Raw genomic sequence first — 12,043 nt, 5'->3', positions numbered from 1 at the left:
AGTTGGGAGGTATCCCTACCCAGATGGGTTCGCCGTGGTTGACTACGAACACGCCCAGGTCAGGGCTTTTCACCCCCTATCGTCACTTCTCCCAGCAGACCTGGACCGGGCCGCACACGAAATTGGGTGTGCCGGTGCCGCCGCGCTGCCGCCAGCGGAACTTGGCGGCCAGCCCGCCGAGCATCGCCGCCTCGCTGGATCCGGTGGTCGAGGTGCCGTGCGTGCCCGCCGGATCGGGGGAGTGCCACAGGTCGGCGATCATCCGGACGCAGCGCCGCTCCAGCTCGGCGGTCTGCGGGTACTCGTCCTTGTCCACGATGTTCTTGTCCAGCGACTCGACCATCACCCGGCGTGCCTGCTCGTCCACCCAGGTGGTGCAGAAGGTGGCCAGGTTCATCCGGGAGACGCCGTCGAGCATGAGCTCGTCGTGCACGATCTCGTAGGCGACCTCGGCGAAGAGCTCGCCCGGCGGGAACCCGCCGCGTGGCGCGACCCGGCTCATGCCGGGCAGGGCGAACAGGTCGTCGGAGTCTGCGCTCGGGGACATCGGAGTACCTCCGCTGTGTCGGCTCGCGTGCTGGCGTCACCCAACACAACCACACCGGCTCGGTCCGGCCGGCGAAAGTCGGGCGACACGAACTGCTCGGTCGACTAGATTTCCACCGTTGTGCTGGACGGTTCGTGCCAGAGTGGAACAGCGGCAGGGTCGCCGCGCGACGACGAAGAAGTGAGGCGCTGGCAATGACCGACGATTCTCGCACCGCAGAGCTGCGCGCGCAGGTGGCCGCGCTCATGCCGCAGGCGAAAACCGATCTGACGCAGCTTGTTTCGTTCAAGTCGGTGGCCGATCCGCGACAGTTCCCGCCGGCGGAATGCGAGCGGGCCGCGCAGTGGGTGGCCGACGCGTTCGTCGCGGCCGGGTTGACCAGGGCGGGCCTGCACGAGACGCCGGACGGCAGCAAGGCCGTCATCGCCGCCCGGCCCGCGCCGCCCGGTGCGCCGACGGTGCTGCTGTACTGCCACTACGACGTGCAGCCGCCGCTGGACAGCGGCGCCTGGCGCACGCCGGTCTGGGAGCTGACCGAGAAGAACGGCCGCTGGTACGGCCGCGGCGCGGCGGACTGCAAGGGCAACATCGTCATGCACCTGACCGCGTTGCGCGCGCTGGGCCCGGACCTGCCGCTCGGGATCATGGTGGTCGCCGAGGGCTCCGAGGAGCAGGGCACCGGCGGGCTGGAGCGGTTCGTCGAGGCCAACCCCGACCTGCTGCGGGCGGACGCGATCGTGATCGGCGACTGCGGCAACTTCGCCGCGGGCGTGCCCACGCTGACCGAAACGTTGCGGGGCAGCGTGAATGTCGTGGTCACCATCCAAACCCTGGCCGGCCCTTTGCATTCCGGCATGTTCGGCGGGCCGTCGCCGGACGCGCTGGCCGCGCTGATCCAACTGCTGGCCACACTGCGCGACGAGCACGGCAACACCACGGTGACCGGGCTGGCCAACGATCAGCGCTGGTCCGGCGTGCAGTACCCGGAGGAGCAGTTCCGCATCGACGCGGACGTGCTGCCCGGCGTCGAGCTGATCGGCGACGGCACGGTCGCCGATATGCTCTGGGCCCGACCGGCTTTGACGGTGCTCGGCATCGACGCCCCGCCGGTGGTCGGCTCGACCGGCGCCGTCCAGCCCGCGGCGCGGGCCCGGCTGAATCTGCGCATCCCGCCGGGCACCGATCCGGAGCACGCGCACCAGGCCCTCGTCGCGCACCTCGAGGCGAACACCCCGTGGAACGCCAAGCTCACCATCGAACTGGAAGGCCTCGGCGCGGCATTCCGGTCCGGCAACGGCGGCCCGGCCCGCGAGGCGATGGAGGCGGCGCTGGCCACCGCGTACGGTCGCGCCGCGACCACGCAGGGACAGGGTGGATCGATCCCGCTGTGCAATGTCTTCGCCGACACCTACCCCGACGCCGAGATCATGCTGCTCGGCGTCGAGGAACCGACGTGCCTGATCCACGCCCCGAACGAGAGCGTGGACCCCGCGGAGATCGAGCACATGGCCCTGGCCGAGGCGCTGTTCCTGCTGAACTACGCCGGCCGGACCGGCTAGCGGGCCGAGCGGGGAGACCTAGAACTCGCGCTGGTCTTCCGGCTCGATCACGGTGAATTCCGTACCGGCCGGGCCCATTTCGGCGAACCGGCCGAAGTAGACGCCCTGCGCGGCCGGTTCGATGATGCCGTAGTGGATGGGCAGCGCGGTGCGCGGCGCGACCGCGCGCAGGTAGTCCACCGCCTCGCTGAGCTTCATCCACGGCGCGACGGCGGGCAGCGCGAGCACCCCGACCGGCACCGGCGGCACCCACAGCGAGTCGCCGGGATGCACCAGTTCCGCCGGATCGTCGGCGGTGCCCAGCTGGAACACGGTGTTGTCGATCACCGGGATCTCCGGGTGGATCACCGCGTGCCTGCCGCCGCCCCCGGTGATCTGGAGCTCGCCGAGGGCGAGCACGTTGCCCGCGTGCACCGCCTCCCACTTGCCCCCGCGCTGCTGCGCGGTCTGCGGGTCGGACAGCAGCCGGGCGCCGGGATTCGCGTCGACCAGGGCCTCGATCCGGTTCGGATCGATGTGGTCCGGATGCTGGTGGGTGATCGCGATGGCATCCAGGTCGGTGAGACCCTCGAAGCCGTGTGCGTAAACGCCCGGATCGAAGAGCACCTTCTTGCCATGCAACTCGACGAGCAGACAGGAGTGGCCGAAGTGAGCTATGCGCATTCCGCCATGCTATGCGCCACCCGGAGTCGGGCTTGCCCGCCGAAACAACTACGCTGCTCAGGTAACCCCCCACCACCACATGAGGAGCAACGCGTGGCACGAGTCGTGGTCGAGGTGATGCCGAAGGCCGAGATCCTGGACCCCCAGGGACAGGCCATCGTCGGCGCGCTCCCGCGCCTGGGATTCGAGGGCATCTCGGATGTACGGCAGGGCAAGCGATTCGAACTCGATGTCGACGACAGTGTCGGTGACGCCGAGCTCGAGCAGATCGCGGAGGCACTGCTGTGCAACACCGTGATCGAAGAGTGGAAAGTCACGCGGCTGTCATGACCGCGCGCATCGGAGTCATCACGTTTCCGGGCACGCTCGATGATGTCGACGCGGCTCGCGCGGTGCGCCTGGCCGGTGCCGAGGCCGTGAGCCTGTGGCACGCGGACGCCGATCTGAAGAACGTCGACGCGGTGATCGTGCCCGGCGGCTTCTCCTACGGCGACTACCTGCGCGCGGGCGCCATCGCCCGGTTCGCGCCGGTGATGGGTGAGGTCGTGCGCGCGGCCAAGACCGGCCTGCCGGTGCTCGGCATCTGCAACGGTTTCCAGGTGCTGTGCGAGGCCGGGCTGCTGCCCGGCGCGCTGACCCGCAACGAGGGCCTGCACTTCATCTGCCGGGACGAATGGCTGCGGGTGGAATCGGCGTCGACGCTGTGGACCTCGCGCTACGAGGCCGGCGCGCAGATCCTGGTCCCGTTGAAGTCCGGCGAGGGCCGCTTCCAGGCCTCGGCCGCCGTCCTGGACGAGCTGGAGGGCGAGGGCCGGGTGGTCTTCCGCTACGCCGGTGACAACCCGAACGGTTCCCAGCGGGGCATCGCGGGCATCGCCTCGGCCGATGGCCGGATCGTCGGCCTGATGCCGCACCCGGAACACGCCACCGAAGCACTGACCGGCCCGAGCGACGACGGCCTCGGCCTGTTCCTTTCGGTGCTGGACACCCTGGTCTCCGCCTGATCGATCGGTTGCCCGGTTCGCAACCACGACAGCGCGAGTTTTGCGAGCGCCGCGAACACGCGGTGCCGCAAATCGCATGGAGCTCAGGTGATTCGGGCGACTATGTCGAAGCGGACGCCGTTCGCGCGGGCGATGTAGCCGTGCTGGATGGCCTGGTTGCCCTGGAACGCGCGCTGCCCGCCCGGGGTCTCCAGCAGCACGCCGTGGTCGATCGCGCCGAGCACGTCGGGCACCCGCAGCGAACCCACCGCGTGGGCCAGCCCGGCCAGCGTGTGGATCGCCTCGTAGGTCATATTGCTGAAACTGGTCAGCGCGGGCGCGAACTCGCCGTGCAGCTTGCGATAGCGGTGGACCCGGTCCCGCCCATCCGAGGTGTGCTCGTCGATGAAGAAACTCGAGGCGACATAGAAGTTGTGATTGGCGCTCGCGCCGCCGGCCAGTAACACGTTCTCGTCGGCCGCGGGGCTGATCCGCAGTTGGTCGGCCGCGCGGCCGGTCGCGGCGAACTGGCGGTTGAACCGGGACACATCCGCGCCGACCATGAGGATCACCACGCCGTCGGCCTTGTCCAGGGCGGGGTGGGACAGGAAGTCGCCGAAATCGGGCGCGCCGAGCGGCACGAATCGCTCCAGCACCACGTCACCGGGGTCGGACAGGCTGTTGCGGATCGCCTTGGCCGACTCCCGCGGCCAGATGTAGTCGTTGCCGATGATGGCCCAGCGGCGGATGCCGTGCTCGCGGGCGAGCCAGTGCAGAGCGGGCAGGGTCTGTCCCGCCGGGTGCTCGCCGAGCATCAGTACGCCGGGTAGTTCGTCGGGCAGGCCCTCGTGTCCGGTGGCGAATAAATAGGGCACCCGGCTGGCGGTCGCCTTGGCCACCACCCGGCGCACCGCGGAGGTGTGCCAACCGGTGATCGCGTCCACCATGCCGGTGGCGAGGAGCGCGGAAACCTCGCTGGCCACCTCGTGCGGCGGGCGGCCGCCATCGATATTCGTAGTACGAATTTCGCGCCCGAGAATTCCTGTGCCCCGGTTGATTTCGTCGACGGCAAGCGAAATCGCCGCGTCGCAGGAGGGGGCCACGATACCGCCAGGTCCCTGCATCGGGACTATGTTCAGGATCTCGATAGTGCCCTCTGGGCTCTCGCCGAACGCCGGCATTCGGTACTCTTCTTCTCGTTAGAGCGAAATTCATGGCAGGCAGGAATAACAATGACGACCATTGTAAGCGGATATTCGACGCTGCATGGTGCGCTGCGTGCCGCGGAACGCGGTTGGCTGCGTCACTTGGACGCCGCACTGTGTGCCAGGCAGCTAACGCCCGACCAGTGGTCGATGTTGTCGAATCTCTCCAGTGAGACCGGCATCACCATGAGTGAGCTGGCGGCCAGGTCGCAGCTAGCTCCGTCCTCGGCCACCAGGCACGCGGACTACCTGGCCGAGCGCGGTTTGATCTTCCGGCTGGCGGCGCAGGACGACCGTCGGCGGATCTTGATCGGGCTGAGCCGGCTCGGCGCCGAACTGGTCGCCTCGGTGCGTGCCGAGGAGGCGCGGGCGGAACAGGAACTGCGGTCCCGGATCGGCGCGCGCCGGTACGCGGAACTGATGCGTTTACTGGAACTTGTTTCCGCGAACCCGGAGTAGTGCGGATTCACCGGACAAATGTCCCGAAAGTCCGATCTGTCGGTGATCGATGGATCGGACTGTTCGTTCTTTAATTCCGCGTGGAATTGACTGATCTTGAACTGTGCGGCAGATCAGAAGCGCAAACCTTTCTGATAGTGTGCCGCGATCGCGCGCGGCGTCCGGGCGGCGCGGTTCGTTCCGCTGATGCTGTGGTCTGTTCCGATGTCCGGCGGTTCGTTCCGGGGCGCATTGTCGGCCGCCGGACAAATCTGTTCGCTCCTGCGCTTTTGCGTATTGCACGGGATGGATGGTATGGAGCGTCCGCTGGGGGCTGCGTTCGATGGATTTGCTTGCGCCGGTTGAGCATTCGGCTGGTCGGACGATCGTCCAATTCGATTATTGAGCATTGGCGTCCAATTAAATTCGCCGCCCACAACGGGGGTGCCTCGGTCAATTTCCCGACACGCCGGGTCGGATTGCCCTTTGTTCCTTGACAGTTGGCATGATCACCAACGCTAAGTCATCCATGGATCGACCTACTATCAGGAGGAACAATGCTGCTCCCCGTGGTCGGAAGTATGGCCGGCGCCGCTGTTGCCGCGCTGACCGTGATTCTCGGCATCATCATCGCGGTCATCTAGTTTCCCGCTGACCGAGTTCGTCAAAAGCCTCCGATGTGAGGCAATGTCGGCTACTTTCTGATACGTCGAGGAAGTCGACAGTCTGAAATCGACAGCGACAAGCCGTCGCTGACCGATCCAATGGTTCGACCTACTATCAGGAGGAACAATGCTGCTCCCCGTCGTTGGAAGTATGGCCGGTGCCGCTGTTGCCGCTCTGACCGTGATTCTCGGCATTATCATCGCGGTCATCTAGCTTTCTGAGCTGATCGGGTTCGAGGTGCCGTCTGTGGTATGAGATGGCATCTGGCCGATTTTTCTATCGGCCGGGAATGATCTACAGTCTTCAATCGGCAGTTCGCGTGCACGCCGCTGCTCGATCAATTGATCAACCGACAAACAGGAGAAAAAATGCTGCTCCCCGGTGTTGGTAGTTTCCTCGGTGCTGCTGTCGCGGCCCTCGGCGTGATTCTGGCGATCATCATCGCCGTCGTCTAAATCGGTCGGCTTCGGCCAACTGAGTTCTGCGTGCCTCCACGGTGAGGCGAAACCTCGGCCGAGTTTCCGAGGTCGAGGCAGTTAGACACACTGATCACCAAGCTCGACCGACAAACAGGAGGAACTGTGCTTCTGCCCGGTGTTGGTAGTTTTCTGGGTGCTGCCGTTGCGGCCCTCGGCGTGATTCTCGCAATCATCATCGCCGTCGTCTAGCTAGAACCTCTCCGGCCTGCTGCGATCGAGATCGTGTCGGATGCTCCGCGACATCGAGCGTCCAACTGGCAGTCTCCGCGCCGGCCGAGATCATCAACACCTCCCGAGTGAGGTTGTTCGACATTCACCAGCCATACCTTGGCAATGCTCACCGCTGCGCGTCGCAGCGGATCCATACATAAACAGGAGGAAGAATGCTGCTCCCCGGTGTTGGTAGTTTTCTGGGTGCTGCCGTCGCGGCCCTCGGTGTGATTCTGGCGATCATCATCGCGGTCGTCTAGTTTTGCACCCGCCCGGCTGGGCCCCTGCCTAGCCGGACAGATCGAGATCGTGCCGGACGCACTGCAGGCGTCCGGCACGTCTCGTTTTCCGGACAGTCCTGTTGTGAATCGAACGCCCTGATTGATGTATTGCCGGCGCGCCTGCGTGGCTGACTCTTGATGTAGTAGCTCAGAGAATCCGCTCGCGCGCATCCGGGGAACGGTCGCGGATCCGCGCCTCCCGGTCACCTCGGAATCGCCTTGCCGCACGGTCGGACAATCTCGCCTGCCCATGTACCCGCCGGTCCCACAGGACAACTCGCACCCGGAAACGCAAAGGAGGACCGGGCGGCCGCCGTGCGGGCCGTACCCGGTCCTCCAGAACCGTCTAACAGCTGGTCAGTACGCGGTCAGGCAGGCAGGCCCATGCCGCGCGCGAGCACCGGCCAGGACGCCTTCAGCTCGTCCTGCCAGTAGCCCCACGAGTGCGTGCCGGAATCGCGCAGCGCGTAGGTCGCCGGAATGCCGAGTTCGTTCAGCCGCGTCCGCAGATTCTGCGCGCAATTGTTGGTGGCCGCCTCGATCATGCCGCCGATGATGATCTGATTCGCCAGCCCGCTCACGCCCGGCTGGGTATGCGGGCCGTCCAGGGTGTCGTATCGCCCCGGCAGGCCATTGCCGGAGGAGATGTACAGATCCGTGCCGCGCAGCCCCTCGGCGTTGACATACGGATCATTGGCGAGCCATTCCGGTGATCCGGTCGGCCCCCACATGTTCTCGTGGTTGGCATTGCCGTATCCGTCGACCACGAATTTCACGAACCGGGACCCGAGCGGATCGCTGGTCTGGGCACAGCCGCTGTATGCCGCGGCGGCTTTGTAGAGACCGGGCTTGGCGATCGGCAGGGCGAGCACCGTGGTGGCCGAGGTGGAGATGCCTGCGATGGAATTAACGCCGTTGGTGCCGAGCGCCGCGTCGATCAGCGGCGGCAGTTCTTCGGTCAGGTAGGTCTTCCACTTGTTGCGCCCGAGTACCGGGTCGTCCTTGATCCAGTCGGTGTAATAGCTGAACATGCCGCCGATCGGCAACACCAGGTTCACGTTTTTGTCCGCCATGAACTCGCGGGCGTCGCTTTGCGCCTGCCAGGAGGCGATGTCGATCCCGCCGCCCGCGCCGCTCAGCAGATACAGCGCGGGGCGCGGTACCGAAGTATCGGCGGGCAGTTGGACCTCGACCGGAAACGTCTTGTCCATGGCCGCGGAATAAACCTGAAGTCGGATATTGCGATCGTCCATGGACTCTGTGCCGGTTATCCGGGAACCATCCGGAGAACTGACCGAGGTGTTCACGAGTTTCGCATCGGCGCTCGGATCGGCCGCGGCCGTCGATACACCCAGTGTGGTCATTGCGCAGGCGATCAGTCCGGACGCCGCGATGGTGGCTACGGAACGTGATCTGCGGGAGTTGTGCGCTTCTGCGTTTACGCTCCAATTCATAGGACAAGCTTTTAGCACGTCGGAACTACGGTTGGTGCGGCGACACGATGTAATGTCCGAATTACGTAGAACGGCTTACGAACTGGTCGGTTGACATTCGGGGGTACCGGTTGCCGCCATGGGGCGCAACGATGTTCGACGCGCCAACGATCCCCGACCCGTCCGTACGGAAACAATTCGAGCGATTCGCCCATGTCCGGCAGGTAAATGGACCTGGGCGAATCCGGAGTGAACCTGCGCTTACCGGACGTGGCCGGAGGCCCGTGGAATTCCTTGGGTACCATCACCGCCGGGGTATTCAGCCCCGAACATCCGATCGAGCTCTCCGAAGGGTGAATTCATGAAGATGCTCAACCCGCGTTACGCCTTCGCTTCTCTCGCCATCAGCGGGATCGCGGCAGGTGCTTCGTTGTTCGGAACGGGAATTGCGTCCGCGGATATGATCGGCGATCTCGCGCCGCTGCTCACCTCGCAGTGCTCCTTCACGCAAATCGACGGCGCGATCCACACGGAGCTGCCGGAGATGGCCGCGCGCCTGGATGCCTCGCCGATGCAGAAGGGCATGCTGAAGATGGCCTACGAGGTCGCGCCGGAAATGCGGGCGAACACGCTGCAGCAGCTGGTCGGCCAGAAGGTGACCAACGGACTGGACCAGGCGCTGGGCGAGAGCCCGGACCTCGGCGCCAAGATGAGCCGGGTCGGCGCGACCTGCGACACGTACGCCAAGTAGTTCAGCCCCACCAGTAGTACCGAGCAGCAGCAGGATGACTTAGCGGATGACTTAGCAGGTAGTAGGTGGGCAGGTCGGCGTTCGCGCCTGGCGGGAACGCCACCGGCCCTGCCCTGATCCGCACCTTCCGCGCCCGCGAGCAGCGGACCCTAGGATCGCAGCATGCCCGTTTCCACCACTGCTGCCACGGCCACCGGGTTGTGCGCGTTCATCGATGAGTCGCCCTCGCCCTTCCATGTCTGCCGCACGCTGGCCGCCGAACTGGACGCCAACGGTTTCACCCGGCTCGACGAATCGGCGCCGTGGCCCGCGGACGGACCGGGCAAGCGCTATGTGGTGCGCGGCGCCTCGCTGATCGCGTGGGCGACCACGGACGCCACCGGAGCAAGCCCGTTCCGGGTGGTCGGGGCGCACACCGACAGCCCGAACCTGCGGGTCAAGCAGCATCCCGATCTGACCTCGGCCGGCTGGCAGCTGGTCGGCCTGGAGCCCTACGGCGGCGCGTGGCTCAATTCCTGGCTGGATCGCGAACTCGGCATCTCCGGCCGGATCAGCGTGCGGGACGGAAACAGCGTGCGGGAGAAGCTGGTTCGCATCGACGAGCCGATCCTGCGGGTGCCGCAGCTGGCCATCCACCTGTCCGACGACCGCAAGGGCGTCACGCTGGATCCGCAGCGGCATGTCAACGCGGTGTGGGGCGTCGGTCGCGAGCCGCGCTCGTTCCTCGCCTTCGTCGCCGAGCACGCGGAGGTCGATCCGGCCGCACTGCTCGGCTGGGAACTGATGACGCACGACCTGGCGCCGAGCCGGATCGTCGGCCGCGACCTGGATCTGGTCAGCGCGCCCCGGCTGGACAACCAGGGCACCTGTTACGCGGGCTTGCAGGCGTTCCTGGCCGCGAGCGCGGCGCCGGGCGCGGCCATTCCGGTGTTCGCCACGTTCGACCACGAGGAGGTCGGCAGTCAGTCCGATCGCGGCGCCCAGTCCGATCTGCTGCCGACCGTGCTGGAGCGGATCGTGCTGTCCCGCGGCGGCGACCGGTCCGACTACTTTGCGGCGCTTGCCGGTTCGGTCTGCGCGTCTGGCGACATGGCGCACGCGACGCACCCCAACTACGCCGAGCGGCACGAGCCCGCGCACCGGATCGAGGTGAACGGCGGACCGGTGCTCAAGGTCAACCAGAACCTGCGCTACGCCACCGACGCCGCGGGCGCGGGCGCGTTCGCGCTGGCCTGCGCGCAGGCGGGAGTCCCGTTGCAGCGCTACGTGCATCGCGCCGATCTGCCGTGCGGTTCGACCATCGGCCCGATGACGGCCGCAGGCACCGGCATGACCACGGTCGACGTGGGCGCGGCCCAGCTGGCGATGCATTCGGCCCGCGAAATGATGGGCGCGGCGGATGTCGCGGCCTATGCCGCGGCGCTGGCCGCTTTCCTCACCCCCGCTGTCACCGGGTGATAGGTCGCCACCGCGATGACGAACACCGCGAGGGTGGCGAGCACATAACTGCTGCCGATGAGCTGCTGCCACCAGGCCCAGCCGAGTTCCTTGTCCGCGGAATGCGGCAGCAGCCACGGCGGCCCGATGACGAACATGACGGTCAGCAGGCCGACCGAGCCGAGGAACAGCGGGCTGCGCCGCCCGCGCACGATCGCGTCCGCGGTCACCACGAGCGCCGGCGCGATCCACACCCAGTGGTGCGACCAGGAGACCGGCGAAACCAGCAGCACCGCCGCGGCATTCACCAGCAGCGCGGCCACGGTCGCGCCCGCCTCGATCAGCCTGCGCATCCAGATCGCGGCCAGCCCGATCGCCACCAGCGACAGCGCGATCCACAGCACGGTGGCCACCGAGTCGGGCACGCCGAGCCGGAAGGTCAGGCCCTTGATCGACTGGTTGCCGGCGAAGTACGGCGGCCCGATCCGGCCGGTGTCGGCGAGGGTGTGGAACCAGTACTCGGCCGAATCGCTCGGGAACAGCAGGAATCCCAGGCCCACCGCGCCGATCGCGGAGACGACCAGCGTGCCCGCCGCCTTCCAGTCCTTGCGCAGCAGGAAGTACAGCAGGTATCCGCCGGGGATCAGCTTCACCGACACCGCGATGCCGATCAGCATGCCGCGCGGCCAGAATGGCTTGCGCACCAAGCAGTCCAGCGTGATGGCGGCCATCAGCACCAGGTTGATCTGGCCGAAGCCGAAGGTCTGGCGCAGCGGTTCGAACGTCTGCAGCAGCGCGACCGCGCCGATCACGATCGTCACGACGGTGATCCGGGGCAGCTCGGGCCGGATCCGCGCGAGCACCACCCACAGCGTCGCGCCGAGGCTGGCCAGCGAGGTCACCAGCACCAGCACCTCGGCCACCGGCAGCGGGATCAGCGCGAGCGGCGCGAAGAACAGCGCGGCCAGCGGGGGATAGGTGAACGGCAGGCCGATGCCGGCGACCGGCGGCATCGGCCCGTACAGCTCGCCGTCGTCCAGCCAGACCCGGGCGCCGTTGCGGTACACCTGGAGATCGATATAGCCGGACCACCAGTGGACCAGTAGCGAGAGCACCGCCGACGCGGCGAACAGGCCGATCGCGGCCAGCAGCCAGCGCAGCTGCTCGCGCGACAGCGGAACGCGCCCGGCCGCGGCCGGTTCGGCGGGCGCGGCGCCGGTCAGGTTCTTCGAGGCAACCGGCTCAGCGGAATCCGCAACCCCCGATCGTTCGTTCACGGGCCCAGGGTATCTGTGACCGGTGGTGTGACCCGCGTCGGCGCGCGCGGTCCTGGGCGCGGGCTGTGACCTGGCGCACAGGAATCCGGCGAACCGGGCGGGATGCCGATGCGC

11 protein-coding genes are annotated in these 12,043 nt (G+C 66.9%); 6 read left to right on the top strand and 5 right to left on the bottom strand.

All coding sequences use genetic code 11. The features are described from left to right. Nucleotides 1-82: 82 nt before the first annotated feature. A complete protein-coding gene (locus ACFQ9K_RS31760; RefSeq protein WP_378720728.1) occupies nt 83-547 on the bottom strand; it encodes a pyridoxal-dependent decarboxylase in 465 nt (154 codons plus the stop codon). A gap of 194 nt (nt 548-741) precedes the next feature. On the opposite strand from ACFQ9K_RS31760, the gene ACFQ9K_RS31755 reads away from it, so the two are divergent. Then, complete coding sequence (locus ACFQ9K_RS31755; RefSeq protein WP_378720727.1) at nt 742-2,106, top strand: dipeptidase; 1,365 nt, start codon at nt 742-744, stop codon at nt 2,104-2,106. An 18-nt stretch (nt 2,107-2,124) separates the two neighbouring features. On the opposite strand, the gene ACFQ9K_RS31750 is transcribed toward ACFQ9K_RS31755, so the two are convergent. Continuing rightward, a complete protein-coding gene (locus tag ACFQ9K_RS31750) occupies nt 2,125-2,769 on the bottom strand; it encodes an MBL fold metallo-hydrolase (RefSeq protein ID WP_378720725.1) in 645 nt (214 codons plus the stop codon). 93 nt (nt 2,770-2,862) lie between these two features. On the opposite strand from ACFQ9K_RS31750, the gene purS reads away from it, so the two are divergent. Both purS and purQ read left to right on the top strand, forming a co-directional pair. Then, a complete protein-coding gene (gene purS / locus ACFQ9K_RS31745; protein ID WP_150403849.1) occupies nt 2,863-3,099 on the top strand; it encodes a phosphoribosylformylglycinamidine synthase subunit PurS in 237 nt (78 codons plus the stop codon). Beyond that, nucleotides 3,096-3,773, top strand: coding sequence for a phosphoribosylformylglycinamidine synthase subunit PurQ (purQ, locus tag ACFQ9K_RS31740; RefSeq protein ID WP_378720724.1), 678 nt, complete (start codon nt 3,096-3,098; stop codon nt 3,771-3,773). Before purS ends, purQ begins: the two co-directional genes overlap by 4 nt. A gap of 83 nt (nt 3,774-3,856) precedes the next feature. Here the strand turns inward: purQ and ACFQ9K_RS31735 are convergent, their stop codons facing one another. Then, nucleotides 3,857-4,933, bottom strand: a complete 1,077-nt coding sequence (locus ACFQ9K_RS31735; protein ID WP_378720723.1) for a substrate-binding domain-containing protein — start codon at nt 4,931-4,933, stop codon at nt 3,857-3,859. Between the two features lie 51 nt (nt 4,934-4,984). Here ACFQ9K_RS31735 and ACFQ9K_RS31730 point away from each other — a divergent pair, with 51 nt between their 5' ends. Continuing rightward, on the top strand, nt 4,985-5,416 hold the full coding sequence (locus ACFQ9K_RS31730; RefSeq protein ID WP_378720722.1) for a MarR family winged helix-turn-helix transcriptional regulator: 432 nt from the start codon (nt 4,985-4,987) through the stop codon (nt 5,414-5,416). Nucleotides 5,417-7,399: 1,983 nt separating this feature from the next. On the opposite strand, the gene ACFQ9K_RS31725 is transcribed toward ACFQ9K_RS31730, so the two are convergent. Next, nucleotides 7,400-8,395, bottom strand: coding sequence for an alpha/beta hydrolase (locus ACFQ9K_RS31725; RefSeq protein ID WP_378722386.1), 996 nt, complete (start codon nt 8,393-8,395; stop codon nt 7,400-7,402). 430 nt (nt 8,396-8,825) lie between these two features. Between ACFQ9K_RS31725 and ACFQ9K_RS31720 the strand changes: the two genes are divergently transcribed. Then, nucleotides 8,826-9,215: a hemophore-related protein gene (locus ACFQ9K_RS31720; RefSeq protein ID WP_378722388.1), complete on the top strand. Its 390-nt coding sequence runs from the start codon at nt 8,826-8,828 to the stop codon at nt 9,213-9,215. A 162-nt stretch (nt 9,216-9,377) separates the two neighbouring features. After that, complete coding sequence (locus ACFQ9K_RS31715; protein ID WP_378722389.1) at nt 9,378-10,673, top strand: M18 family aminopeptidase; 1,296 nt, start codon at nt 9,378-9,380, stop codon at nt 10,671-10,673. On the opposite strand, the gene ACFQ9K_RS31710 is transcribed toward ACFQ9K_RS31715, so the two are convergent. Then, nucleotides 10,625-11,929, bottom strand: coding sequence for a glycosyltransferase 87 family protein (locus tag ACFQ9K_RS31710; protein ID WP_378722390.1), 1,305 nt, complete (start codon nt 11,927-11,929; stop codon nt 10,625-10,627). The two genes, ACFQ9K_RS31715 and ACFQ9K_RS31710, sit on opposite strands and share 49 nt — an antisense overlap. Nucleotides 11,930-12,043: the final 114 nt, after the last annotated feature.

It is taken from the genome of Nocardia sp. NPDC056564 (assembly GCF_042793755.1).
Lineage (GTDB): Bacteria > Actinomycetota > Actinomycetes > Mycobacteriales > Mycobacteriaceae > Nocardia.
Note: the sequence above shows the minus strand (reverse complement) of the source record. Positions and strands in the feature narration are given on the sequence as shown.

What these genes read in the sequence shown, in the direction of transcription:
- ACFQ9K_RS31760 (WP_378720728.1), bottom strand. Translation starts at nt 547, where the DNA reads ATGTCCCCGAGCGCAGACTCCGACGACCTGTTCGCCCTGCCCGGCATG.
- ACFQ9K_RS31755 (WP_378720727.1), top strand. Translation starts at nt 742, where the DNA reads ATGACCGACGATTCTCGCACCGCAGAGCTGCGCGCGCAGGTGGCCGCG.
- ACFQ9K_RS31715 (WP_378722389.1), top strand. Translation starts at nt 9,378, where the DNA reads ATGCCCGTTTCCACCACTGCTGCCACGGCCACCGGGTTGTGCGCGTTC.
- purQ (WP_378720724.1), top strand. Translation starts at nt 3,096, where the DNA reads ATGACCGCGCGCATCGGAGTCATCACGTTTCCGGGCACGCTCGATGAT.
- ACFQ9K_RS31720 (WP_378722388.1), top strand. Translation starts at nt 8,826, where the DNA reads ATGAAGATGCTCAACCCGCGTTACGCCTTCGCTTCTCTCGCCATCAGC.
- ACFQ9K_RS31750 (WP_378720725.1), bottom strand. Translation starts at nt 2,769, where the DNA reads ATGCGCATAGCTCACTTCGGCCACTCCTGTCTGCTCGTCGAGTTGCAT.
- ACFQ9K_RS31735 (WP_378720723.1), bottom strand. Translation starts at nt 4,933, where the DNA reads ATGCCGGCGTTCGGCGAGAGCCCAGAGGGCACTATCGAGATCCTGAAC.
- ACFQ9K_RS31725 (WP_378722386.1), bottom strand. Translation starts at nt 8,395, where the DNA reads ATGACCACACTGGGTGTATCGACGGCCGCGGCCGATCCGAGCGCCGAT.
- ACFQ9K_RS31730 (WP_378720722.1), top strand. Translation starts at nt 4,985, where the DNA reads ATGACGACCATTGTAAGCGGATATTCGACGCTGCATGGTGCGCTGCGT.